General features: G+C 71.2%; 28 protein-coding genes. 16 read left to right on the top strand and 12 right to left on the bottom strand.

What is annotated here, in order from left to right; translation table 11 throughout:
* Positions 1-2 precede the first annotated feature (2 nt).
* The 3 genes from MUY14_RS03695 to MUY14_RS03685 are packed head-to-tail and all read right to left on the bottom strand — an operon-like array spanning position 3 to position 1620.
* Positions 3-815, bottom strand: coding sequence for a siderophore-interacting protein (locus MUY14_RS03695; protein ID WP_247020796.1), 813 nt, complete (start codon positions 813-815; stop codon positions 3-5).
* A 59-nt stretch (positions 816-874) separates the two neighbouring features.
* Entirely contained in the window at positions 875-1207 is a 333-nt protein-coding gene (locus MUY14_RS03690; RefSeq protein ID WP_247020794.1) for a hypothetical protein, read from the bottom strand.
* Entirely contained in the window at positions 1204-1620 is a 417-nt protein-coding gene (locus tag MUY14_RS03685) for an SgcJ/EcaC family oxidoreductase (protein ID WP_247020792.1), read from the bottom strand. Before MUY14_RS03685 ends, MUY14_RS03690 begins: the two co-directional genes overlap by 4 nt.
* Before the next feature lie 81 nt (positions 1621-1701).
* Here MUY14_RS03685 and MUY14_RS03680 point away from each other — a divergent pair, with 81 nt between their 5' ends.
* Entirely contained in the window at positions 1702-2406 is a 705-nt protein-coding gene (locus tag MUY14_RS03680) for a TetR/AcrR family transcriptional regulator (RefSeq protein WP_396126709.1), read from the top strand.
* Here MUY14_RS03680 and MUY14_RS03675 read toward each other — a convergent pair.
* From MUY14_RS03675 to MUY14_RS03665, 3 genes are all read right to left on the bottom strand, one after another.
* Entirely contained in the window at positions 2403-3323 is a 921-nt protein-coding gene (locus MUY14_RS03675; RefSeq protein ID WP_247020790.1) for an NADP-dependent oxidoreductase, read from the bottom strand. The two genes, MUY14_RS03680 and MUY14_RS03675, sit on opposite strands and share 4 nt — an antisense overlap.
* A gap of 64 nt (positions 3324-3387) precedes the next feature.
* On the bottom strand, positions 3388-4605 hold the full coding sequence (hemW, locus tag MUY14_RS03670) for a radical SAM family heme chaperone HemW (RefSeq protein ID WP_247020788.1): 1218 nt from the start codon (positions 4603-4605) through the stop codon (positions 3388-3390).
* 14 nt (positions 4606-4619) lie between these two features.
* Positions 4620-5036 carry a VOC family protein gene (locus MUY14_RS03665; protein WP_247020786.1) on the bottom strand — a complete coding sequence of 139 codons (417 nt, stop codon included), beginning with the start codon at positions 5034-5036 and terminating at the stop codon, positions 4620-4622.
* 122 nt (positions 5037-5158) lie between these two features.
* On the opposite strand from MUY14_RS03665, the gene MUY14_RS47215 reads away from it, so the two are divergent.
* From MUY14_RS47215 to MUY14_RS03615, 11 genes are all read left to right on the top strand, one after another.
* A complete protein-coding gene (locus MUY14_RS47215) occupies positions 5159-5293 on the top strand; it encodes a putative leader peptide (RefSeq protein WP_360769618.1) in 135 nt (44 codons plus the stop codon).
* Between the two features lie 55 nt (positions 5294-5348).
* Positions 5349-7043, top strand: a complete 1695-nt coding sequence (locus MUY14_RS03660; RefSeq protein WP_247020784.1) for a nitrite/sulfite reductase — start codon at positions 5349-5351, stop codon at positions 7041-7043.
* Positions 7040-7189 (top strand): Insertion element protein, encoded by a 150-nt coding sequence (locus MUY14_RS03655; protein ID WP_086860657.1) that lies wholly within the window; start codon positions 7040-7042, stop codon positions 7187-7189. Before MUY14_RS03660 ends, MUY14_RS03655 begins: the two co-directional genes overlap by 4 nt.
* The gene (locus MUY14_RS03650) at positions 7186-7881 is read left to right on the top strand and encodes a phosphoadenylyl-sulfate reductase (protein ID WP_247020782.1); all 696 of its coding nucleotides are present in this window, start codon (positions 7186-7188) and stop codon (positions 7879-7881) included. The genes MUY14_RS03655 and MUY14_RS03650 overlap by 4 nt, the downstream gene beginning before the upstream one ends.
* A gap of 11 nt (positions 7882-7892) precedes the next feature.
* Positions 7893-8813 (top strand): sulfate adenylyltransferase subunit CysD, encoded by a 921-nt coding sequence (cysD, locus tag MUY14_RS03645; protein WP_247020780.1) that lies wholly within the window; start codon positions 7893-7895, stop codon positions 8811-8813.
* Positions 8813-10075, top strand: coding sequence for a sulfate adenylyltransferase subunit 1 (locus MUY14_RS03640; RefSeq protein WP_247020778.1), 1263 nt, complete (start codon positions 8813-8815; stop codon positions 10073-10075). Before cysD ends, MUY14_RS03640 begins: the two co-directional genes overlap by 1 nt.
* Complete coding sequence (locus MUY14_RS03635) at positions 10072-10809, top strand: sirohydrochlorin chelatase (RefSeq protein WP_247020776.1); 738 nt, start codon at positions 10072-10074, stop codon at positions 10807-10809. The genes MUY14_RS03640 and MUY14_RS03635 overlap by 4 nt, the downstream gene beginning before the upstream one ends.
* A gap of 163 nt (positions 10810-10972) precedes the next feature.
* Entirely contained in the window at positions 10973-11602 is a 630-nt protein-coding gene (locus MUY14_RS03630; protein WP_247020774.1) for a cyclase, read from the top strand.
* A 42-nt stretch (positions 11603-11644) separates the two neighbouring features.
* Positions 11645-12148, top strand: coding sequence for a DUF3291 domain-containing protein (locus MUY14_RS03625; RefSeq protein ID WP_247020772.1), 504 nt, complete (start codon positions 11645-11647; stop codon positions 12146-12148).
* Between the two features lie 38 nt (positions 12149-12186).
* On the top strand, positions 12187-12954 hold the full coding sequence (locus MUY14_RS03620) for an enoyl-CoA hydratase family protein (protein WP_247020770.1): 768 nt from the start codon (positions 12187-12189) through the stop codon (positions 12952-12954).
* Positions 12955-13476: 522 nt separating this feature from the next.
* A complete protein-coding gene (locus MUY14_RS03615; RefSeq protein ID WP_247020768.1) occupies positions 13477-13746 on the top strand; it encodes an Lrp/AsnC ligand binding domain-containing protein in 270 nt (89 codons plus the stop codon).
* Here the strand turns inward: MUY14_RS03615 and MUY14_RS03610 are convergent.
* The 3 genes from MUY14_RS03610 to MUY14_RS03600 are packed head-to-tail and all read right to left on the bottom strand — an operon-like array spanning position 13721 to position 14768.
* On the bottom strand, positions 13721-14089 hold the full coding sequence (locus tag MUY14_RS03610) for a barstar family protein (RefSeq protein ID WP_247020766.1): 369 nt from the start codon (positions 14087-14089) through the stop codon (positions 13721-13723). The genes MUY14_RS03615 and MUY14_RS03610 overlap by 26 nt on opposite strands.
* On the bottom strand, positions 14086-14553 hold the full coding sequence (locus MUY14_RS03605) for a ribonuclease domain-containing protein (protein WP_247020764.1): 468 nt from the start codon (positions 14551-14553) through the stop codon (positions 14086-14088). The genes MUY14_RS03610 and MUY14_RS03605 overlap by 4 nt, the downstream gene beginning before the upstream one ends.
* 11 nt (positions 14554-14564) lie before the next feature.
* A complete protein-coding gene (locus MUY14_RS03600; RefSeq protein ID WP_247020762.1) occupies positions 14565-14768 on the bottom strand; it encodes a hypothetical protein in 204 nt (67 codons plus the stop codon).
* 59 nt (positions 14769-14827) lie between these two features.
* Here MUY14_RS03600 and MUY14_RS03595 point away from each other — a divergent pair, with 59 nt between their 5' ends.
* The 3 genes from MUY14_RS03595 (at position 14828) to MUY14_RS03585 (ending at position 18541) form a co-directional block, all read left to right on the top strand.
* Positions 14828-15793, top strand: coding sequence for a zinc-binding dehydrogenase (locus MUY14_RS03595; RefSeq protein ID WP_247020761.1), 966 nt, complete (start codon positions 14828-14830; stop codon positions 15791-15793).
* 149 nt (positions 15794-15942) lie between these two features.
* A complete protein-coding gene (locus MUY14_RS03590; RefSeq protein WP_247020759.1) occupies positions 15943-16986 on the top strand; it encodes an alpha/beta fold hydrolase in 1044 nt (347 codons plus the stop codon).
* Between the two features lie 91 nt (positions 16987-17077).
* Positions 17078-18541: an APC family permease gene (locus tag MUY14_RS03585; protein WP_247020757.1), complete on the top strand. Its 1464-nt coding sequence runs from the start codon at positions 17078-17080 to the stop codon at positions 18539-18541.
* Here the strand turns inward: MUY14_RS03585 and MUY14_RS03580 are convergent.
* Genes MUY14_RS03580 through MUY14_RS03570 form a run of 3 tightly spaced genes read right to left on the bottom strand, consistent with a single transcriptional unit; the run spans position 18538 to position 20519 of the window.
* Positions 18538-19587, bottom strand: coding sequence for a nitronate monooxygenase family protein (locus tag MUY14_RS03580; protein WP_247020755.1), 1050 nt, complete (start codon positions 19585-19587; stop codon positions 18538-18540). The genes MUY14_RS03585 and MUY14_RS03580 overlap by 4 nt on opposite strands.
* A 17-nt stretch (positions 19588-19604) precedes the next feature.
* The gene (locus MUY14_RS03575) at positions 19605-19961 is read right to left on the bottom strand and encodes a nuclear transport factor 2 family protein (RefSeq protein WP_247020752.1); all 357 of its coding nucleotides are present in this window, start codon (positions 19959-19961) and stop codon (positions 19605-19607) included.
* A gap of 48 nt (positions 19962-20009) precedes the next feature.
* Entirely contained in the window at positions 20010-20519 is a 510-nt protein-coding gene (locus MUY14_RS03570) for a MarR family winged helix-turn-helix transcriptional regulator (RefSeq protein WP_247020750.1), read from the bottom strand.
* 108 nt (positions 20520-20627) lie between these two features.
* Here MUY14_RS03570 and MUY14_RS03565 point away from each other — a divergent pair, with 108 nt between their 5' ends.
* Complete coding sequence (locus tag MUY14_RS03565; protein WP_247020748.1) at positions 20628-22400, top strand: family 20 glycosylhydrolase; 1773 nt, start codon at positions 20628-20630, stop codon at positions 22398-22400.
* Positions 22401-22451 lie beyond the last annotated feature (51 nt).

The following is a 22451-nucleotide window of genomic DNA, read 5'->3' as shown; positions in this document are numbered from 1 at the left end:
GGCTACTTCTCGCGCGCCCGTTCGGCCGCTTTCTCTTCGCGCCAGGCTTCGTCGTTCTTGCCCACGCGCCAGTAGCCCGAGATCGACAGCAGCTCGCGCCGCACCCCGCGCTCGTCGAGCAGGTACCGCCGCAGGTCCCGCACGAAGCCCGCCTCGCCGTGCACGAACGCCTGCACGACGCCGTCGCGCCACGGCAGCTCGCGCACCGCCGCGGCGACGTCGCCGCCGGAAGCCCGGTGCAGCCAGGTGATCTGCACGTCCCCCTTGGTGACCAGCGGCTGCTCCTCGGCCGCGTTCTCGACGAGGATCACCGCGTGCGCCGGGGCCCCGGCCGGGAGCGCTTCGAGCGACGCCGCGATGGCCGGCAACGCGCTTTCGTCCCCGGCCAGCAGGTGCCAGTCCGCCTCGGTGCCCGGCGCGTAGGCGCCGCCGGGACCGGACAGCAGCAGCTCGTCGCCCGGCTGGGCGGCGGCCGCCCACGGGCCGGCGATGCCCTCGTCGCCGTGGTGGACGAAGTCGATGACCAGCTCGCCGGCCTGCGGGTCGAACGCCCGGACGGTGTAGGAACGCTGCCGCGGCCAGTGTTCCCGCGGCAGCGTCGCGCGGCACTCCTGGACGTCGAACGGCTCCGGGTACTCGACGCCGGGCACCTTGAACAGCACCTTCACGTAGGCGTCGGTGAACTCGTTCGGCGAGAAGGCGGCGATGCCGTCACCGCCCGCGACGATCCGGATCATGTGCGGCGTCAGCCGCTCGGTGCGCAGGACCCGCAGGCGCACCGCGGGACGCCCGGACCGCCGGGGTGCTTCAGCCATCGACCACTCCAATACTAAGGCTTACCTAAGTCAGCCTACGCGCCGGATCGGGCCCGTGCCTACCCAGGTGTACTCAGTTCTTCGAGCAGCCGCGCGAACCCGGCGGCGGTCCGCGCCCGGAACCCGATGAAGAACCGGTTCGCCGCCGGCACGCCCCACCGCCCGCGCGAAGCCGCGTTGACCACCCGGTGCTCGACGCGGGCGCCGGCCGGATCCGGCGTGACGCGGTACTCCCCGCGGTACCACCAGCCGCCCTGGACCGCGACGAACCCGCGTTCGCGGTCGACGTCCATCCGCATCGGGTGGCCGCCGCTCAGCAGGCCCCGCAACCGGTCGAACACCTCCCCGGGTGGCCGCGCGACGACCCCCGAAGCCTCCGCAAGCGCTTTCACGAGCGAGGATCCGAAACGCGCGTGTTCTGGAATGCCGTGATCAGCCACTCGCCGTCTTCGCGGACGAGCACGAAGGTGACGGTCGATTCACGGCCTTCGTCCGTCGTGTCCGAACCGGTCACCGACGAGCCGCCACCCACGACGGCGACGGCGACGTCCGGGCGGACGAACCGCACCTTCGCCGCCGCGTCGGGCCGCCCGGTCAGCTTGATCCCCTTGAGCGGTCCTTCGAAGAGCGCGCGGTGCGAGCTCTCGATCCCGGCGCGGCCGGCGAAGTTCGCCCCGAAGAACGTTACGTAGTCCGCGTCTTCGGTGAAGAGCCGCCCGTACGCGGTCGCGTCCCCGTCGTTCCAGGCCTGCGTGAGCTTGCCGAGCACGGCGCGGACGTCGGCTTCGGCGGTGGTCGTGGTCATAGGATCCCCTTCACGAACGCTGTTCGTTTGACGAACACTGTTCTATCGACGAACGCCGTTCGCGTCAAGTACAGTGTTCGCGTGACCGTTCCCCCGCCGCCGTGGCGCAGCGCCCCGCGCCGCCGCGCCGCGAAACCCGTCCTGTCCCAGGAACTCGTCGTGAAGACGGGGCTGGAAATCCTGGCGAAGGAGGGGTTCGAGGCGGTCACCATGCGGCGGGTCGCGCAGGAACTCGACACCGGGCCCGCGTCGCTCTACGCGCACGTGTCCAACAAGGACGAACTGGCGGAGCTGATGCTCGACGCCGTGCTCGCCGACGTGCCGCTGCCGGAGCCGGACCCGGCCCGCTGGGACGCGCAGGTCAAGGACCTCGTCCGCGCGCAGATCCGGGTGATGGTCGCCCACCCCGGCATCGCGCGCGTGGCGTGGGACATCGCCGTGCCGGTCACGCCGAGTTCGCTGCAGCAGGGCGAGGCGATGCTCGCCCTGCTGCGCGCCGGCGGCCTCGGGCTCAAGCAGGCGACGTTCGCGGGCGACGCGCTTTCCCTCTACGCCAAGGCGTACGCGTACGAAGCCAGCGGCTGGACCTGGGGCGACATCGACCAGGCCGAGACGGCGAAACGCGGCGAGCAGATGGTCGCCTACATGCGCTCGCTGCCCGCCGAGTCGTTCCCGAACATGCTGCGCATCGGCGAGTTCTTCTCCGCCGAGACGGCCACCGAACGCCTCGAGTTCGCCCTCGACACCTACCTCGCCGGCCTCAAGGTGCTGGCCGCGAAAAACTAGGGCCGCAGCACGATCTTGCCGCGCGTGTGCCGCTGCTCCAGCTCGCGGTAGGCGTCGCGCACCTCGTCCAGCGGGTAGACGCGGGCGACCGGCAGGGTCAGCAACCCCTTGTCCAGCAACAGGCCCAGCTCGCGCAGGATGTCGGCGGACGCGCCGGCCGCGTTGCCGTCGGTCTTGACGTTGTACTTCGCGGCCGCCTCGAAGTCGATGATCGTGTCGATCCGCCCGGGGTGGATCCCCAGGTGCAGCGCCAGTTCCACGTACCCGGAACCGAAGGTGTCGACGAAGGCGTGGACGCCGTCCGGCGCCGCTTCCCTGATCCGCCCGAGAACGCCATCCCCGTAGGAAACCGGGACGACGCCGAGCTCGCGCAGCCACTCGTGGTTCGCTTCGCCGGCGAGGCCGATCACCTCGGCGCCGGCCAGCTTCGCCAGCTGCACCGCGAGCGAACCCACACCGCCCGCCGCGCCCGAAACGACGACCGTCTCCCCTTCGCGCGGGCACACCGCTCCCACCGCGGCGTACGCGGTCGTGCCGGCCACGAACAGCGAGCCGGCGACCTCCCACGGCAGGTCGGCGGGCTTCGGCGTCAGGTTCTCCGCTTCCGCGACGACGAAGTCGGCGTGGCTGGAGCGGGTGTCGACGAACCCGATCACCTCGTCGCCGACGGCGATCTCCTCGACGCCTTGGCCGAGCTCGGCCACGACGCCGGCGAAGTCGCTGCCCTGACCGGACGGGAACGTCGCCGGGTAGCGCTCGTGCAGGAAGCCCCGCCGGATGGCCGCCTCGCCCGGGTTGATCCCGGCGGCCCGCACCTCGACGAGCACCTGCCCCGGTCCGGCGATCGGCAAGGGGACGTCCTCGACCCGGAGGACCTCCACGTCGCCGTACTCGTCGAACTTGATCGCGCGCGCCATGAGGCCTCCCGGAAGTCGTTGCTCAATACAAGCAACGACCGGGGCGGCCGGAATAATTCCCGGCTCAGCCCGCGAGCCGCCGGACGACGCCGTCGGCGAGCAGCCGCCCGCGGTCGGTGAGCACCGCGCGGCCCCGCGTGTCCAAAGCGGACGGGTCGAGCAGGCCCTCCGCCGCGGCCGCGCGGGCTTCGGCGAGCCCGGGCTCGTCGAGGGCGTCGAGCGGCAGCCCTTCGGCGACGCGGAGCTCGAGCATGATCCGCTCGAGGTGCTGGTCGTCGTCGGTGAGCACTTCGCGCCCGCCCGCCGGCGAATCGCCGCCGGCCAGCAGCGCGGCGTAGCGCGCCGGGTGCTTGACGTTCCACCAGCGCACCCCGCCGACGTGGCTGTGCGCGCCCGGGCCGGCGCCCCACCAGTCGTCGCCGCGCCAGTAGCCGAGGTTGTGGCGGCAGCGGGCCGCGTCGGAGGCCGCCCAGTTCGACACCTCGTACCAGCGCAGCCCGGCCGCCGCGAGCGCCGCGTCGATCATCTCGTAGTCCGCGGCCAGCACGTCGTCGTCGGGCGCGGGCAGCTCGCCGCGGCGCACGCGGCGAGCCAGCGCGGTGCCCTCCTCGACGATCAGCGCGTACGCGGACACGTGGTCGACGCCGGCGGCCAGCACGGCGTCGAGGGTGGCGAGGAGGTCGTCCGGGCGTTCTCCCGGCGTGCCGTAGATCACGTCGAGGTTCACGTGGTCGAACCCGGCGGCGCGCGCTTCGGCGGCGGCCTGCCCCGGCCGGCCCGGCGTGTGCACGCGGTCGAGGATCTTCAGCACGTGCGGCGCGGCCGACTGCATGCCCAGCGAAACGCGGGTGTAGCCGGCCTCGCGGATCCCGGCGAAGAACTCCGGCGACGTCGACTCCGGGTTCGACTCCGTCGTCACCTCGGCGCCCGGGGCGAGCCCGAAGACGTCGCGGACGGCGTCGAGCACCGAAGCCAGGCCGTCCGCGCCGAGCAGCGAAGGCGTGCCGCCGCCGACGAACACGGTGTCGGCGGCCGGCGGCACGACCAGCACGCGGGCGGCCAGCTCCAGCTCGCGCCGCAGCCCCTCGAGCCAGGACTGGGGCGACGAGCCGGAGTCCAGCTCACCCGCGGTGTAGGTGTTGAAGTCGCAGTAACCGCAGCGCGTCGCGCAGAACGGGACGTGCACGTAGACCCCGAACGCTCTGCTGCCGAGGCCGTCCAGCGCGCTTTCCGGCAACGCCGGATCGATCGGGGTGGCGGGGTCGGGACGCAGCTCGGGCACACCCCGATTGTCCCCTACGAGGCCGGGAGGTTCGCCGCCGCCCACTCGGGGTCGACGGGGATCATTTCGATGACGTCGAGCAGCACGCCGTCCGGGTCCGCGACGTAGAAGTGCCGCTGCCCGTACACCTCGTCGACGAGGGGCACGACGAGGTCCACCCCCGCCTCCGCCAGCCGCTTCGCCTCGGCCGCCGCGTCTTCGACGACGAGCCCGAACATCACGCCGGTCGTCTCGGCCGCCCGGTACCCCGCCGGCACCGACGCGTGCCCGCGCTGCACGAAGCTGATCTCGTAGCCCGGCGCGCCGGCGTTGACGCTGGCGAACCAGTCCAGCTCGACGGTGACCGTCAGCCCGAGCACGTCGGCGTAGAAGCGGGTGGTCGCGGCGACGTCGTCGACCAGGTACCCCGCCCCGAAACCCTTGACCTGCATCCAGTTCCCCTCTTCAAACCACTGTGTCCGAAGTACTCTACCTGTAGTGGTTTGAATGGCGCAAGAGTCCGCACGCAGCATGGTTGACACGATTTTCGCAGGTGAGTGACCCTTCTCCCAGCATGCGGTCAGGCCTGGACCACATTGTGGACGCGTGGCACGCTCACGTCGTGACTCATGCCGGTGACTTCCTCGTGGCCCGCCGCCACGTCGACCTCCTGCGGGTCGCCAGCGCCCTCTGCGCACCCGTTCGCTGACTGCCGTCGCCACCACCTGCCACGAAATCGGACAGCCCCCTCGGAGGACGCCGCCATGGCCACGCCCACGCGTCAGACCCCCGCCCGACCCACCCGCGCGAAGCAGAAGCGCGGCGAAGGGCAGTGGGCGCTCGGTTACCGGGAGCCGCTGAACCCGAACGAGCGGTCGAAGAAGGACGATCACCCGCTCAACGTGCGGGCGCGGATCGAAAACATCTACGCCCACCGCGGGTTCGACGCGATCGACCCGGGTGACCTGCGCGGCCGGTTCCGCTGGTTCGGCCTCTACACCCAGCGCAAGCCGGGGATCGACGGCGGCCGCACCGCGACGCTGGAGCCCGAAGAGCTCGACGACAGCTACTTCATGCTGCGGGTCCGCCTCGACGGCGGCGCGCTGACCACCCGGCAGCTCACCGTGCTCGGCGAGATCTCGCAGCAGTACGCCCGCGACACCGCCGACATCACCGACCGGCAGAACATCCAGTACCACTGGATCCGGATCGAGGACGTCCCCGCGATCTGGGACAAGCTCGAGCAGTCCGGCATGACGACGATGGAGGCGTGCGGCGACAGCCCGCGCGTCATCCTCGGCTCGCCGGTCGCCGGCATCGCGGCCGACGAAGTGATCGACGGCACGCCGGCGATCGACGAGATCAAGCGCCGCTACATCGGCAAGCCCGAGTTCGCGAACCTGCCGCGCAAGTTCAAGACCGCGGTCTCCGGCCAGCCCGACGTCGCGCACGAGATCCACGACATCGCCTTCGTCGGCGTCGACCACCCCGAGCACGGCCCCGGCTTCGACGTCTGGGTCGGCGGCGGCCTGTCGACCAACCCGATGCTCGGGCAGCGCCTCGGCGCGTGGGTGCCGCTGGACGAGGTCCCCGACGTCTGGGAAGGCGTCATCTCGATCTTCCGCGACTACGGCTACCGGCGGCTGCGCTCCCGCGCCCGGATCAAGTTCCTGGTCAAGGACTGGGGCGCGGAGAAGTTCCGCCAGGTGCTGCAGGACGAGTACCTCAAGCGCGAGCTGATCGACGGCCCGGCGCCGGCCGAACCCGCCGCCCCGCTCGACCACGTCGGGGTGCACCCGCAGGTCGACGGCAACTTCTACGTCGGCGCCGCGCCGATCGCCGGCCGGTCATCGGGCGGCACGCTCGTCGCCGTCGCCAAGGCCGCCGAGCGCGCCGGGTCGGCCCGCGTGCGGCTCACCCCGCAGCAGAAGCTCGTCGTGCTCGACGTCCCCGAGGCCCAGGTCGCCACGCTCGAGGCCGAGCTGAGCGAACTGGGGCTGGAGACGAAGCCGTCGCCGTGGCGGCGCGGCGTGATGGCCTGCACCGGGCTGGAGTTCTGCAAGCTCGCCATCGTCGAGACGAAGGCGCGGGCGCAGCAGCTGGTCGCGGACCTCGAGAAGTCCTTGGCGGACATCCAGAAGGACCTCGACACGCCGGTCAGCGTGCACCTCAACGGCTGCCCCAATTCCTGCGCGCGGATCCAGACCGCGGACATCGGCCTCAAGGGCCAGATCGTCACCGACGCCGAGGGCAACCAGGTCGAAGGCTTCCAGGTGCACCTGGGCGGCGGCCTCGGCCTCGACGCCGGGTTCGGCCGGAAGCTGCGCGGGCACAAGGTGACCTCGGGCGAGCTGACCGGGTACGTCGAGCGCGTCGTCCGCAACTACGTGGCCGGGCGCGAACCCGGCGAGCGGTTCGCGCAGTGGGCGTTGCGCGCCGAGGAAAGCGCCCTCCAGTGACCGAGCGAGCGGCTCCGTACTACTGCCCGTACTGCGGTGACGAGGATCTGCGGCCGGAAGAGAACGGCGGCTGGCTGTGTTCGGCCTGTCGCCGGGTTTTCTCGGTGAAGTTCCTCGGCCTGTCCCTCCCGGAGGTTTCCCGATGACCGCCACCGCCGACTACAAGACCCTCGCCGAGCGCGCGTCCAAGGAGCTCGCGGACGCCACCGCCGACGAAGCGATCCGCTGGACCGTCGACACGTTCGGCGACGACTTCATCGTCGCGTCCAACATGCAGGACGCCGTGCTCATCGACCTCGCGACGAAGGTGAAGCCCGAGGTGGACGTGCTCTTCCTCGAGACCGGGTACCACTTCCCCGAGACGCTCGGCACGCGCGACGCCGTGCAGACGGTCTACCCGGGCGTGAAGATCGTCAACGCCCAGGCCGAGCAGAGCGTCGCCGAGCAGGACGCGGAGTACGGCGAAAAGCTGCACGAGCGCGACGCGACGCTGTGCTGCAACCTGCGGAAGGTCGTGCCGCTGCGCAAGACCCTCTCGAACTACTCGGCGTGGATCACCGGCGTGCGCCGGGTCGACGCGCCGACCCGCGCGAACACCCCGATCGTCACCTGGGACGACCGCAACGGCCTGGTGAAGGTCAACCCGATCGCGGCGTGGACCGACGACGAGTTCAACGGCTACATCCGCGAGCACGGGATCCTCGAAAACCCGCTGGTTTCGATCGGCTACCTGTCGATCGGCTGCGCCCCCTGCACGGCTCGCGTCGAGCCGGGCCAGGACCCGCGCAGCGGCCGGTGGGCGGGTCAGTCGAAGACCGAGTGCGGATTGCACGGCTGAGGAAGGGACGCATGACGACCTTGGAGCCCGCCACCGACGCGGCACAGGACAACCTGGCGGCTTTGGAATCCGAAGCCATTCACATCTTCCGGGAGGTGGCAGGCGAGTTCGACCGGCCGGTGATCCTCTTCTCCGGTGGCAAGGATTCGACGCTGCTGCTGCACCTGGCGATCAAGGCGTTCTGGCCGGCGCCGGTGCCGTTCCCGCTGCTGCACGTGGACACCGGGCACAACTTCGACGAGGTCATCGAGTTCCGCGACCGGGTCGTCGAGCGGCACGGGCTGCGCCTGGTCGTGGCGAAGGTCCAGGACTGGATCGACGACGGGCGCCTCGAAGAGCGCGCCGACGGGATGCGCAACCCGCTGCAGACCACGCCGCTGCTCGACACGATCTCCGAGAACAAGTTCGACGCCGTCTTCGGCGGTGGGCGCCGCGACGAGGAGCGCGCCCGGGCGAAGGAGCGGATCTTCAGCCTCCGCAACGCCTTCGGCCAGTGGGAGCCGCGGCGGCAGCGCCCCGAGCTGTGGAACCTGTACAACGGCCGGCACCGCCCGGGCGAGCAGGTGCGCGTCTTCCCGCTGTCCAACTGGACCGAGGCCGACGTCTGGAACTACATCGCCCGCGAGAAGGTCGAGCTGCCGCCGATCTACTACGCGCACCAGCGCGAGGTGTACCTGCGCGACGGGATGCTGCTGACCGAAGGCCCGTGGGGCGGCCCGCGGCCCGGCGAAGAGGTCCGCGAGCTAACCGTGCGGTACCGGACCGTCGGCGACGGCTCGTGCACCGGCGCGATCGAGTCCGCCGCGACCACCGTCGAAGACGTCATCGCCGAGGTGTCCGCGTCACGGCTCACCGAACGCGGCGCCACCCGCGCCGACGACCGGATGTCCGAAGCGGCCATGGAAGACCGCAAGCGTGAGGGGTACTTCTGATGAGCTCGCTGTTGCGCCTGGCCACGGCCGGGAGCGTCGACGACGGCAAGTCCACCCTGGTCGGGCGGCTGCTGTACGACACGAAGTCGGTGCTCGCCGACCAGCTCGACGCCGTCACGCGCGCGTCCGTCGACAAGGGACTGTCCACACCGGACCTGTCTCTGCTCGTCGACGGCCTGCGCTCGGAGCGCGAGCAGGGCATCACCATCGACGTCGCCTACCGGTACTTCGCCACGCCGAAGCGGTCGTTCGTGCTGGCCGACACGCCCGGGCACGTGCAGTACACCCGCAACACGGTGACCGGCGCGTCCACCGCGCAGCTGGCGGTGCTGCTGGTCGACGCGCGCAAGGGCGTCATCGAGCAGACCCGGCGGCACGCGGCCGTGCTGGCCCTGCTGGGCGTGCCGCAGCTGGTGCTGGCGGTGAACAAGATCGACCTGGTCGACTACGACGAGGCGACCTTCACCGTGATCGCCGAGGAGTTCGCCTCGCACGCCGAGACGCTGGGCTACGCCCGCGGGTCGGTGCTCACGATCCCGGTGTCGGCGCTCGAAGGCGACAACGTCGCGACCCGCTCGGAGCGCACGCCGTGGTACCGCGGCCCGAGCCTGCTGGAGCACCTGGAGGACGTCCCGGTCGCCCCGGACCCGCACGACTCCGCGCTGCGGTTCCCGGTGCAGTACGTGATCCGCCCCCGCACGGCGGAGTACCCGGACTACCGCGGCTACGCGGGCCAGATCGCCGGGGGCACCGTGCGCCCGGGCGACGAGATCGTCGTGCTGCCCCAAGGCATCCGCAGCCGCGTCGAGCGCATCGACACCGCCGACGGCCCGCTGGCCGAAGCCGGCTCCGGGATGTCGGTGACGCTCCTGCTGGCCGACGACATCGACATCTCCCGCGGCGACCTGATCGCGGCCGCGGACGCCCCGCCCCAGGTCACCGACGAGATCACCGGCACCCTGTGCTGGCTGTCGTCGAAGCCCCTGAAGGCGGGCGCGCGGGTGCTGGTCAAGCACGGCGCCCGCACGGTCCAGGCACTGGTCGGCGAGCTGCACGCGCGGTTCGACGAGCAGACGCTGTCCAGTGTGGACGCCCCGGCGGCACTGGAGCTCAACGACATCGGCCTGGTCACGCTGCGCCTGGCCGAAGAGCTGGGCGTCGACGACTACGGCGTCAGCCCCCGCACGGGCGCGTTCCTGGTGATCGACCCGAAGGACGGCGACACCCTGGCCGCCGGCCTGGTGGGCGAGCGCTTCTCGTGACGCCACCCCTGGTCGCCGTGGCGCACGGCAGCCGCGACCCCCGCTCGGCGTCGACCGTGCGGGCGCTCGTGGACGTCGTGCGCGCGCAGGCACCGGGGCTGCCGGTGCACGAGTCCTTTTTGGACCTTTCGGAGCCGCTCGTCTCGGACGTTTTGCGGGGGTTGTATTCGGCCGGTCACCGCACGGCGGTCGTGGTGCCGCTGTTGCTGGGCAGCGCGTTCCACGCCCGGGTGGACCTGCCCGCGTTGATCGCCGCGGTCGTCGCGGAGTGCCCGGGCTTCCGCATCCGGGTGTCGGACGTGCTGGGCGCGGACCCGGCCCTGGAGGCCGTCGCCCTGGACCGGCTGGCTTCGGCGCCCCGCCGCCACGACACGGGGGTGTTGCTGAGCGCGGTGGGGTCGTCCAACGCGTCCGCCAACGCCGTGGTCGCTTCGCTGGCTTCGCGCTGGGAGGAGCGGCTGGGCATCCCGGTGAGCGAGGCGTTCGCATCGGCCACCCAGCCGGACATCCCGACGGCGACGGCCCGGTTGCGGGAGCGGGGCGCGCGGCACCTGATCGTCGGGTCGTGGTTCCTCGCGCCGGGACTGCTGCCGGACCGGATCGCGCGACTGGCTCGCGAGGCGGACCCGAAGGCGTTCATCGCGGACCCGCTGGCGGACGACCCGCGCGTCGCGGACGTGGTGGTCAGCCGGTACGCGTCCGCGGTGAGCGGACTGCTCCGCCAGTACGCCTAGTCCCGGGCGACACCACCAAAAGGCGAGTCTTATTCACATTTGCTGTCACCCTGCGCACATGGGAACGGTAAATCCTTGACGTGCTACTTAACTTGCCGGTAACTATCTAAGCGCTGCGCAGCTTTCTCCCTCCCCTCTTGAAACCGCAGGTAGGTGGATACAGATGAAAGCTCTTCACCTTTCCCGGCTCGCCGCTCTGACCGCGGCCGCCGCCCTTCCGATCGCCCTCGCCGCGCCGGCGCAGGCGGCCACCGCCGTCACCTTCGACTGCCAGGCCGATGCCCCGATCGTCGGTCCGCAGAAGGTGTCGCTCAACCAGGACGCGGACGTCACCGCGCCCGCCACGGTCGCTCCGGGCGGTGCTTTCGACGTCGTCATCGATCCGGCGCCGAACACCGTGCCCGGTGATGTGAGCGGGAACAAGGTCAAGAACATCAACACCTTCGCGCTCAAGTTCCCCATCCCGGCCAACTCGGCCTACGTCGGCGCAGACCTCGCCGGCGGCTCCGGCCTGGGCAGCACCGCTCCGGCCATCGCGGTCGCGAACGGCGTCGCGACGCTGAGCTTCCCCGGCCCGATCGCGGGCGGTGCGACCTTCGAGCTGCCCACGATCACCGCGCACCTGACGGCCGGCCAGTCGGGCACCATCGAGACCAAGCTGTCCGGGACCGGCTACAGCGACCCGGGCCTGACGTTCAAGGCCGTGGCGAGCAGCATCATCGGCGACGTCACCGCGCCGACGGCGTGCTTCCCCAACCCCAGCCCCGTTTTCACCACGACGACCATCGGCTGAAATTCCCGGCCACCCTGCGGGTCGCGCCCGTAGGGTGGCCGCATGGGGAACTTCGAACTCGCTCAGGTCAACATCAGCCGCATGAAGGCGCCGCTCGACGACGAGTCCTTCCGGGACTTCGTCGACGCGCTCGAGCCGCTGAACGCGATCGCCGACCGCGCACCGGGTTTCGTCTGGCGCCTGCAGACCGAGGACGGCGACGCCACCTCCGTCCGCGCCTTCGAATGGGACGTCCGCGGCACGTCCGGGGTGCTGGTCAACATGTCCGTGTGGACGTCGGTCGAGGCGCTCGCGGCCTTCGCGTTCTCCGCCGACCACGTCGCGATCATGAAGCGCCGCCGCGAGTGGTTCCACCACGTCCGCGAGGCGATGACCGTGCTCTGGTGGGTCCCCGCCGGGCACCGGCCGACGACCGCGGAGGCCGAGGCGAAGATCCGGCACCTGCGCGTCCACGGCCCGACGCCGGACGCTTTCACGCTGAAGCAGCACTTCTCGCCGGAAGCGGCCGCCCACGAGGGTGACCCCGGCTGGCTGTGCCCCGCGTAACACCGGCCACCCGCGGCGAATGTGCAAGGGTGACGGGCATGGCTGACGAACTGGTGCACTACGACGTGGTGGGCGGCACCGCCACGATCACCCTGGACTCCCCGCACAACCGCAACGCGCTGTCGGCGCAGCTGCGCCGCGAGCTCTCGGACTCGCTGACGAAGGCGGCCGAAGACGACGCCGTGCGCGTGGTCGTGCTGACCCACACCGGTCCGGTGTTCTGCGCGGGGATGGACCTCAAGGAAGCCCGCGGCGGCAGCGCGGGCGACCAGGGCGTCAACGAGTTCCCGAAGATCCTCGAGCAGCTGTGGACCAGCCCGAAGCCGGTCGTCGCCCGCCTGGCCGGCCCCGCCCGCGCCGGCGGCATCGGCATGGTGGCGGCGTGCGACATCGCGGTGGCGGTGCCGGAAGCGACGTTCGCCTTCTCCGAGGTCCGCATCGGCGTGGTCCCGGCGATCATCTCCCTGACGGTCCTCCCCCGCCTCAACCCGCGCGCGGCCCACGAGCTGTTCCTGACGGGCGACACGTTCGACGCCCGCCGCGCGGTCGAGATCGGCCTCCTGAACTCGGCGACCGACGACCTCGACGCCGAGGTCGCCCGCTTCGTCAAGGCACTGGCCGCCGGCGGCCCGAAGGCGCTGGCGGAGACGAAGGCCCTGCTGAGCCGCCCCCGCTTCGCGACGCCGTCCGACGGCTTCGCCGAGATGCTCGGCTTGTCGGCGAAGTTCTTCGCGAGCGAGGAAGGCCAGGAGGGCATCCTGGCCTTCGCCCAGAAGCGCAAGCCGAACTGGGTCCCGCAGGACTGAAGCACCCCAATGTGGCGTTGGTTGCGTCCAGCGCACCCAATGTGGCGTTCGGTGCGTCCAACGCACCCAACGCCACATTGGGGCGCATGAGCCGGGGGATCACGAGCGGCTGATTTTCGGCTGGTCGCGACACCAGCGGACCTTTCACAACGCCCTGAGCTGGCCTTTCACCAAGAAATGCGCTGATCTTCGAAGCGTGAAGAGAGGAACCTGGACGCGGCACCCGATCGTTGCCGGCCAGAAGAACGCTCCGGAAGTCGTGCGCACCGCCGAACCCGAAGAGATCGGTATGCAACGCAGCAGCGTCTACCGCCGCTGCTTGCCCGGCGGCCCTTGGCGGCGGTTGCCACCGGGGATCATCTTTGCTGCACCCGGCGGAACCAACCGACGAACAGCGCCTCCGGGCAGCTCTCATCCGCGGTGGCGGCGACGCGATGCTCACCGGGCTTTGGGCACTGCGAAGACAGGGACTCCAGGAGTTCCCGGAACCTGCCGAAGTGCACATCCTCGTCCCTGACGAGCGTGAGATCACCAGTTGCGGCTTCCTCCTCGTCGAACGGACGACCCGCCTGCCCGCTGGCGAGCCACCCGGAGACGTCGTTCGCCGTCGCCACCACCGGCACCACGAACCTCACCGCGATGGTGAACTGCCGGGACGGCGGCGACCTCTACCGCTACCTCACCGGCCGCGTCGCGGGGATCCGCGGGGTGCAGACCCTCGAGAGCGCGCCGGTGATCCGCACGGTCAAGCGCGCGGGGACGCCGCTCAGGCGTCCGGCAGGACGACCGTGAGCCGCCACGAACCGGCGCTGCGCCCGCTCGGGCCGAGCGCGCGCTGGGCGTCCGAGAGCACGCTGCGGATCGCCAGGTAGGTCTTCGGTTCGGCCTTGCGCAGCGCGTCCGAGCCCGGCCAGATCAGCACGTGCTCCCCCGGCGGCAGCCACGACAGGTCGGTCAGGCAGTCGTAGAGCGCGTCGAGGTTCTGCCCGAAGTGGTCCGGAAAGGACAGTGCATCGGCGAACGCGCTCAGCGTGCTCACCTTGTCCACAGTGGGCCGCGAGTTCACGACGTGCGGGTACGCACCTCGGGCGAACGCCGCCTCCGCGGCGGCCTTCGCCTGCTCCGGCGCGCTCATCGGGCCGGGTCCACGACGACGAACGACGAGTAGTGGTCGCCGGTGTAGTACAGCTCGTGCGCCTGCCCGGTGATCAGCCGCCGCGCGCCGCGGTCGGAGCTGCCCGGCGTCTTCACGGTGTACTCGTGGTAGTAGCCGGACTTCTTGCCGGGCAAGCGCTTCTCGCGGTTTTCGAACACGACGTCGTCGTTGCGCGGGTACGGGTACGGCCCGCCCTTTTCGATCAGCTTCCACGTGTCCGCGGCCTGGGCGGGCAACGCGGAAAGCGCCTTCAGCGGGAGCCCGGAGTCGGACCCGGGAACGGTGGCGCCGCCCTTGGCGGGCGTGCTCGAAGACGAGCTGGGAGCGCTGCTCGAAGCGGGCGACGACGAGCCGCCGCCGACGGCGTCCTTGACCAGCCAGCCCCCCAGCACCAGCACGAGGAGCCCGATCAGCGCGGCGGTGATCCGCCTTCGGTTGAACATGGTGCGCGAGCCTATGCCGACCCGTCGGAGCGGTCGTCGTCACGCCCCGGAGTCAGGCGGCTGGCGAACAGCCCGACGAGCTTGTCGAGCACCCACGCGGCGGCCAGGCACAGCGGCACGACGACCACCATGACCAGCACGAACTGGACCGGGAACCACGCCTGGGCGAGCCACAGCTCGACCCCGTCCCACCAGTCGGCAAGCCCGTTGAACACAGTGTGAGCCTACGCGCGCTCCGCTGCCCCCGCGTGCCTGGGGCGGTACGTTGCTGGACATGTTCGCCGTGTACGCGCAGGAACCCAACGCCGACAGCCCGCTGGACTCGCTCGTCGTCGGCGAGCGACCCGAACCCGACGTGCCGGACGGCTGGGTCCGCGTGCACGTCAAGGCGGCCAGCCTCAACATGCACGACCTCTGGACACTGCGCGGGGTCGGCATCAAGCCGGAGCAGTTCCCGATGATCCTCGGCTGCGACGGCGCCGGCACCCTCGACGACGGCTCCGAGGTCGTCCTCCACTCGGTGATCAACGCGCCGGGCTGGCAGGGCGACGACACCCTCGACCCGAAGCGCACCCTGCTCACCGAGAAGCACCAGGGCACGTTCGCCGACCAGGTGATCGTCCCGGCCCGCAACGTCGTGCCGAAGCCCACCGCGCTGAGCTTCGCCGAGGCCGCCACGATGGGCACGGCGTGGCTGACCGCCTACCGGATGCTCTTCGTGAAGTCCGGGCTGCGGCCGGGCCAGACGATGCTCGTGCAGGGCGCCTCCGGCGGTGTCTCGACGGCGCTGGTGCAGCTCGGCCGCGCGGCCGGGTTCCGGGTCTGGGTGACCGGCCGCACCGAGGAGAAGCGCGCGCTGGCCACGAGTCTCGGCGCGCACCAGACGTTCGAGTCGGGCGCGCGGCTGCCCGAGCGCGTCGACGCCGTGTTCGAGACCGTCGGGAAGGCGACCTGGTCGCACTCGGTCAAGTCGCTGAAGCCGGGCGGCATCATCGTCGTCTCCGGCTCGACCAGCGGCCCGGACGCGGGCGCCGAACTGCAGCGCGTCTTCTTCCTGCAGCTGCGCGTCTCCGGCTCGACCATGGGCACCCGCGACGAGCTCGCGGACCTGCTCGCCTACCTCGACATCACCGGCGTGCGGCCGCAGATCGGGCAGGAACTGCCGTTCGAAGAGGCAGCCAAGGGATTCCAGGCGATGCTCGACGGCGACACCGCCGGCAAGATCGTCTTCACCCGCTGACGCGCTGACCTGGGCGGATCGGCTCCCGGCCCGCCCAGGTCACCGCTTGTACCGTCCACTTGGTGAATTGTCAACGTACTCGGATCGAGATCTGGTCGTTAGCACCCATATTCGACCAAAACCCAAGGGCGGCAAGCTAATCTGTAAACATGACCGCGACGAAGCGGCCCGCTCCGGCTGGACCGGGCGGCCGGCCCAGCAGTGATCCGGATCCCATCCGGGTCTCCTTCCGGCGCTACGCCGGCGTCCGCACCCGCGTCCTCGAGGTCGGCGACACCGGCCCCGAACCGGAGCTCCCCCGCCGCTCGCTGCGGCGCAGATCCGCCGTCCCGCACCTGCGGCCCACCGCGCCGCGCCTGGTGCTGCTGCACGGTTACTGCGACAGCGCCGACACCTGGCGCCCCGCCCTGGAGCAGCTCGCCGCCGCCGGCATCCCGGCGATCGCGGTCGACCTGCCCGGTTTCGGCGACGCGCAGCCGCTGCGGCCCGGCCCGATGCTGCCGCAGCTCGACGCCTTCACCACCGCCGTCGTCCGCGAACAGGCCGTGCTCGGGTCGGTCGTGCTGGCGGGCAACTCCCTCGGCGGCACGATGAGCCTGCGCGCGGCGCAGAACAGCAGGCTGGCGCTCTCCGGCGTCGTCTCGATCGCCGCGCCGGGGTTCGTCGACTCGTGGCTGATCCGGACGATGGCGCGCTACCCGCTGCCCCTGCGGCTGTACTCGTCCCTGCCGGTCCCGGTGCCGGGGTTCCTGGTGCGCAAGGTCGCCGAGCAGCTCGTCCCGCGGCTGCTCTACGCCGACTCGACGGCGGCGGACGCGGCGCAGGTGCAGCGCTTCACCGCGCTGTTCCCGGACTACCGCGCGACCAAGAGCCGCCTCGAGCAGGCGCGGCAGCTCGTCGCGGAGCTCGCCGACGCCTACCGCCTCGACTCGGTCCAGGTCCCGCTGCTGGTCGTCGCGTGCGGCAAGGACAAGCTCGTCACCGCCGCGTCCGGGCGCCAGCTGCACACGCTGGTGCCGCACAGCAGGCTGCTGGTGCGCGAGGACTGGGGGCACTGCCCGCAGCTGGACGACCCGGTCGAGATCGCGGAGCTGCTCACCTACTTCGCCGCGAGCGCGGTCCGCACCACCCAGGCCAAGCGCGCGGCCGCGACGGCGTCGGAAGCGGTGAGCGAGGACACCGCGGCGGGCTGATCCGCTCACGCTGTCTTCACGCGGAGTTGGCGGTAGGTTCCCCCGTTGGGTCCGTGATCCGGGCTCGTACACCGACGTTCGGGAGACGAAGATGTCCGCTCCAAGCCTGGGCTCCAGCTCCGGCATCTTCCGGCGCAAGCCGATCGACCAGATCCAGGACACCAGCGAAGCCGGCGGCCTCAAACGCACCCTGGGGCTGTGGCAACTGACCGCCATCGGCATCGGCGGCATCATCGGCGCGGGGATCTTCGCCCTCGCCGGCAGTGTCGCGCACGGCGACGACTCGGCCGGCATCCCCGGCGTCGGCCCCGCCGTGCTGATCTCGTTCCTCATCGCGGGCGTCGCGAGCGCCGCGGCGGCGTTCTCCTACGCCGAATTCGCCGGCCTGATCCCGAAAGCGGGGTCGGCCTACACCTACGGCTACGCCGTGCTCGGCGAGATCGTCGGCTGGTTCATCGGCTGGGACCTGCTGCTGGAGTACACCGCGATCGTGGCGGTGGTGGCCATCGGCATCTCCGGCTACTTCAGCTTCCTGCTGGGCCAGCTCGGCCTCGACCTGCCCGCCTGGATGCTCGGCGCGCCCGGCACCGGGCCGGGCCACAAGGTCGACCTCTTCGCCGCGCTGCTCTGCCTGCTCATCGCGTACCTGCTCAACCGCGGCATCCGCAGCGCCGCCCGGTTCGAGACGGCGATGGTCGGCATCAAGGTGCTGATCGTGCTGGTGGTCGTGCTCGTCGGCTTCTTCTACGTCAAGACCGGCAACTACACGCCGTTCGCCCCGGCCGGCTTCGGCGGCGCGGTGACCGGCGCGGCGACGGTGTTCTTCGCCGTCTTCGGGTACGACGCCATGAGCACCGCCGCGGAGGAGTCCAAGGACGCGCAACGGCACATGCCGAAGGCGATCCTCTACTCGCTGGGCATTTCGATGGTGCTCTACGTGCTGGCCTGCCTGGTGCTGACCGGCATGCAGAAGTACACCGAAATCGACCCGAAGAGCGGCTTCTCGACGGCGTTCAAGTCGGTCGGTCTCGACGGGCTGGCCACGGTGATCGCGATCGGCGCCATCATCGGCATCCTGACCGTGCTGTTCACGTTCCTGATGGGCGCCACCCGCGTCGGCTACTCGATGAGCCGCGACGGCCTGCTGCCGGCGTGGCTCGGCAAGACCAACGAGAAGCGGCAGGTGCCGAGCCGGATGACGTGGATCCTCGGCGGTGCGTCGGCGGTCATCGCCGGGGTGCTGCCGATCGGCGAGGCCGCGGAGCTGACGAACATCGGCATCCTGCTCGCGTTCGTCGTGGTCTGCGTCGCGGTGATCGTGCTGCGCTACAAGCAGCCCGGCCTGCCCCGGACGTTCAAGACGCCGGGCATGCCGGTGGTGCCCGCGATCGGCATCGTGTTCTCGCTCTGGCTGATCACGTTCCTGCAGCCGGAAACCTGGATCCGGTTCGCCGTCTGGTTCGTGCTCGGGATGATCGTCTACTTCCTCTACAGCCGGCGGAATTCGGTGCTGAACCGCACCGGCGGCGCTCCCGAGGCCGGGAAGACGGACTAGCGGATGCGGTCGAGGCGGGCGGCGGCGTCGCGCGCCTCGACCTTCAGCCGCTCGAGGATGACGGCGGCCGAGGCGTCGTAGGCGAGCGGGTAGGTCTGGCCGGCCCACAGCGAGATCGCTTCCGGGTCACCCGCCTTGGCCGACGCCTTGCGCACCGGCCCCGCCAGGTGGTTGAGCTGCGGGTAGGCCGCGGGGGCGCCGTCGGACAGCGCGTCCGTGAACTTGTTGACCAGCCCGCGCGCCGGGCGGCCGCTGAAGGCGCGGGTGAACGCCGTCTCGCGTTCGGCGAGCGCCAGCGCCTTCCGGTGGGCCTCCGAAGTCCCGGCCTCGTCCGCGCGCAGGAAGACCGTGCCGAGCTGGGCGGCCACCGCCCCGGCGGCGAGCACGGCGGCGACGTCCGCGCCGTGCACCAGGCCGCCGCCCGCGATCAGCGGCAGGTCGACCCGCGCGGCGACGAGCCGCAGCAGCGCGAGCACGCCGTATTCCGCGCCACCGCCGGGCAGCCGGGCGTCGTCGGTGAAGAGACTGCGGTGCCCGCCCGCTTCGAAGCCCTGCAGGACGAGCGCGTCGGCGCCGAGGTCGGCGGCGCGCTGCGCGGCCTCGGGCGTGGTCACGGTGATGACGACCTTCGCGCCGGCGTCCTTGAGCCGCTGGATCTCCGACGGCGACGGCGGGCCGAAGGTGAACGACACGACCGGCACCCGCTTTTCGAGCACGACCTCGAGCTTCGCCGGGTAGTTGTCGTCGTCCCACTTCGGTTCGCCGAGCTCGACGTCGTACTCGCGGGCGAAGGCCTCGAGGCGTTCGCGGTGCGCGCCGATGTCGGCGCCCGTGTCCGGCTGCGGGACGAAGAGGTTGACGCCGAACCCGCCGCCGGTCAGCTCCCGCGTCCGGTCGATCTGCGCCGCCAGCGCCGCGGGGGTGAGCATGCCGGCCGAGAGGAAGCCGAAACCGCCGGCCTCGGTCACCGCGGCGACCAGCTCCGGGGTGGTGGGCCCGCCCGCCATCGGGGCGGCGATGACCGGGAACGCCAGCTCGTCGAACATGCTCCCGAGCGTAGTACTCAGGCGGGCAGCAGCATCGTGTAGAGCTTCTTGATCACCCCGTCCGCCACGAGGGCGACGTCGATCCCGCGCACGACCGGCGGTCCGCCCGCCGGGCCGAGCGCCCAGGCCAGGTGACCGAGGTCGTGGTTGACCAGCACCGGACCCGCGGCCGTGAACACGAAGCCCGGGGACTGCTCCAGCAGCCCCTTCGCCTTGGCGTTCAGCTCCTCGTGGCCGCTCGCGACCCCTTCCGGATCGGCGAACTCGACGTCGGCCGCGTAGGTCGCGGCGATCGCCTTCGCCCGCCGCTCGTCGTCGCGCTCGTTGAAGACGTCGAGCAGGTTCGCCCGCATCAGCTCGGCCACCGTCGCCATCGCACCTCCTGGGTTCGCGGCCATATTACGTGACATGTCACGCAACTGTCAGGGGTGGTCCTCCGGCCGCGGCAGCGTGCCCCGTTCGACGAGCCGGTCGTAGACCCGCTCGAGCAACGTCGTCAGCTGCGCCTGCTCGCCGGGTTCGAGAGCGTCCAGGAACGCCTGCCGCACGAACCCGACGTGGTCCGGCGCGGCCTGGCGCAACGCCTCCCAGCTGGCCTCGGACAGCACCACCTCCGTGACCCGGCGGTCCTCGGCGGCTGTCCCGGTCCCGACCAGCCCGCGTTCGCGCATCCGCTTCAGGTGGTGCGAGAGCCTGCTGCGCTCCCAGCCGATGCGGATCGCGAGGTCGGTGACCCCCATCCGGCCGCCGGACGCGCTCGTCAGGGCGACCAGGACGTGGTAGTCGGCGAGCGAGAGGCCGCTGTCGGCCCGCAGCTGCCGGTTCAGCTCGTAGTCCAGGCGGAGGTGCACCTTCATGTAGGCGTACCAGGCGGCCGTCTCGGCTTCCGAAAGCAGCGCGAACGGCGACCCCGGCGCAAAGTCCCGCGTCACCGCGCGAGCTTAACCACCCAGACTGGTCTAGACCACGACCGCCGAAGGTGCGACGATCCGGGCAGGTGCGACGGCGATGTCGCGCCCATCCCGCCAGGAGGTCCCCCGGTGAAGACGTCCAGAACGCGGCGCCTCGGCCGCGCACTCGCCGTGCTGGCACTGCTCGGTGCCGGCACGACCGCCGCCCAGCTCAGCCCGGCCGCGGCGGCCACGCCGGCGCTGCAGTCGATCGTGCCCGTGCCGGTCTCGGTGACCGCGGCCGCCGGGGTCACCTTCCCGCTGGTCTCGACGACGAAGATCGTCACCGAGGCGGGCTCCGCCCCGGCCAAGCAGGTGGGCGACTACCTGGCCGGCGTGCTGCGCCCCTCGACCGGCTTCGCGCTGCCGGTGTCCGACGCGCCGGCGTCCGTGCCGTCCGACAGCATCGCGCTGCTGCTGAGCGGCGCGCCCGCCACCGTCGGCGCGCAGGGCTACCAGCTCGTGTCGACGGCGTCCTCGGTCACGGTGCGCGCCCAGACGGCCGACGGGCTCTTCGCCGGCGTCCAGACGCTGCGGCAGATGCTGCCCGGCAGCGTCGAAAGCGCTTCGGCGCAACCCGGCCCGTGGAGCGTCCCGGGCGCGACGGTCCTGGACTACCCCCGGTTCGGCTACCGCGGCGCGATGCTCGACGTCGCCAGGCACTTCCACCCGGTGTCGACGGTCAAGCGCTACCTCGACCAGCTCGCCCAGTACAAGATCAACAACCTGCACCTGCACCTGGCCGACGACCAGGGCTGGCGCATCCAGATCGACAGCTGGCCGAAGCTGGCCACGTACGGCGGCAGCACCCAGGTCGGCGGCGGCGCGGGCGGCTACTACACGAAGGCGCAGTACACGGAGATCGTGAACTACGCGGCCTCCCGCCACATCACGGTCATCCCGGAGATCGACATGCCGGGCCACGTGAACGCGGCGCTGGCGTCGTACGCGGAACTGAACTGCAACGGGGTGGCGCCGGCGTTGCGCACGGACACGGCGGTCGGCTACAGCTCGCTGTGCATTTCGAAGGACATCACGTACACGTTCATCGCGGACGTCCTGCGCGAACTGGCGGCCCTGACCCCGGGCCCGTACCTCCACATCGGCGGCGACGAAGCTTCGTCGACCTCGGCGGCCGACTACCTGACGTTCGTGAACAAGGTCCTCCCCCTGGTCGCGGCGACGGGCAAGCAGGTGGTGGGCTGGCACGACATCGCGAAGGCGTCCCTGCCGGCCTCGGCCACCCCGCAGTTCTGGGGCACGACGACGTCGGACGCGGGCGTGTCGGCGGCGGCGTCGCGCGGCAGCAAGGTGATCCTGTCACCGGCGAACAAGGCGTACCTGGACATGAAGTACAACAGCTCGAGCCCCATCGGCCTGTCGTGGGCGGGCTACATCGAGGTCCAGGACGCGTACGGCTGGAACCCGGGCGCGTACCTCTCGGGCGTGTCGGAGTCCGCGGTCCGCGGCGTGGAGTCCCCCTTGTGGACGGAAACGGTGACCAAGCCGGCGGACATCGACTACCTGGCGTTCCCCCGCCTTGCCGCGCACGCGGAACTGGGGTGGTCCCCGTGGTCCACCCACGACTGGACGACGTTCCGCACCCGCCTCGGCGCCCAGGCCCCCCGCTGGGTGGCGCAGGGGATCAACTTCTACCGGTCTTCGCAGGTCGCGTGGGACACCGGCGGCACGACGAACCCGGGCACGTGCGCGGACCCGGCTTGGGCTGCTTCGCAGGTGTACACGGGCGGGAACGTGGTGTCCCACAACGGCCACAAGTGGACGGCGAAGTGGTGGACGCAGGGCGAGGAGCCGGGAACGACGGGCCAGTGGGGAGTGTGGACGGACAACGGCACCTGCTGAGGTGAGAGACCGGGCGGGCCGGCTGGTGCGGCCCGCCCGGCTCACGCTGGG

It is taken from the genome of Amycolatopsis sp. FBCC-B4732 (assembly GCF_023008405.1).
Classification (GTDB): domain Bacteria; phylum Actinomycetota; class Actinomycetes; order Mycobacteriales; family Pseudonocardiaceae; genus Amycolatopsis; species Amycolatopsis pretoriensis_A.
The sequence above is the reverse complement of the archived record's forward strand: the minus strand, read 5'-3'. Positions and strand labels throughout refer to the sequence as shown.

Coding starts and splice junctions, on each gene's coding strand:
- MUY14_RS03695 (WP_247020796.1), bottom strand. CDS start 815: ATGGCTGAAGCACCCCGGCGGTCCGGGCGTCCCGCGGTGCGCCTGCGG.
- MUY14_RS03685 (WP_247020792.1), bottom strand. CDS start 1,620: ATGACCACGACCACCGCCGAAGCCGACGTCCGCGCCGTGCTCGGCAAG.
- MUY14_RS03675 (WP_247020790.1), bottom strand. CDS start 3,323: ATGGCGCGCGCGATCAAGTTCGACGAGTACGGCGACGTGGAGGTCCTC.
- MUY14_RS03665 (WP_247020786.1), bottom strand. CDS start 5,036: ATGCAGGTCAAGGGTTTCGGGGCGGGGTACCTGGTCGACGACGTCGCC.
- MUY14_RS47215 (WP_360769618.1), top strand. CDS start 5,159: ATGCGGTCAGGCCTGGACCACATTGTGGACGCGTGGCACGCTCACGTC.
- MUY14_RS03660 (WP_247020784.1), top strand. CDS start 5,349: ATGGCCACGCCCACGCGTCAGACCCCCGCCCGACCCACCCGCGCGAAG.
- MUY14_RS03650 (WP_247020782.1), top strand. CDS start 7,186: ATGACCGCCACCGCCGACTACAAGACCCTCGCCGAGCGCGCGTCCAAG.
- cysD (WP_247020780.1), top strand. CDS start 7,893: ATGACGACCTTGGAGCCCGCCACCGACGCGGCACAGGACAACCTGGCG.
- MUY14_RS03640 (WP_247020778.1), top strand. CDS start 8,813: ATGAGCTCGCTGTTGCGCCTGGCCACGGCCGGGAGCGTCGACGACGGC.
- MUY14_RS03630 (WP_247020774.1), top strand. CDS start 10,973: ATGAAAGCTCTTCACCTTTCCCGGCTCGCCGCTCTGACCGCGGCCGCC.
- MUY14_RS03625 (WP_247020772.1), top strand. CDS start 11,645: ATGGGGAACTTCGAACTCGCTCAGGTCAACATCAGCCGCATGAAGGCG.
- MUY14_RS03620 (WP_247020770.1), top strand. CDS start 12,187: ATGGCTGACGAACTGGTGCACTACGACGTGGTGGGCGGCACCGCCACG.
- MUY14_RS03610 (WP_247020766.1), bottom strand. CDS start 14,089: ATGAGCGCGCCGGAGCAGGCGAAGGCCGCCGCGGAGGCGGCGTTCGCC.
- MUY14_RS03605 (WP_247020764.1), bottom strand. CDS start 14,553: ATGTTCAACCGAAGGCGGATCACCGCCGCGCTGATCGGGCTCCTCGTG.
- MUY14_RS03595 (WP_247020761.1), top strand. CDS start 14,828: ATGTTCGCCGTGTACGCGCAGGAACCCAACGCCGACAGCCCGCTGGAC.
- MUY14_RS03590 (WP_247020759.1), top strand. CDS start 15,943: ATGACCGCGACGAAGCGGCCCGCTCCGGCTGGACCGGGCGGCCGGCCC.
- MUY14_RS03585 (WP_247020757.1), top strand. CDS start 17,078: ATGTCCGCTCCAAGCCTGGGCTCCAGCTCCGGCATCTTCCGGCGCAAG.
- MUY14_RS03580 (WP_247020755.1), bottom strand. CDS start 19,587: ATGTTCGACGAGCTGGCGTTCCCGGTCATCGCCGCCCCGATGGCGGGC.
- MUY14_RS03575 (WP_247020752.1), bottom strand. CDS start 19,961: ATGGCGACGGTGGCCGAGCTGATGCGGGCGAACCTGCTCGACGTCTTC.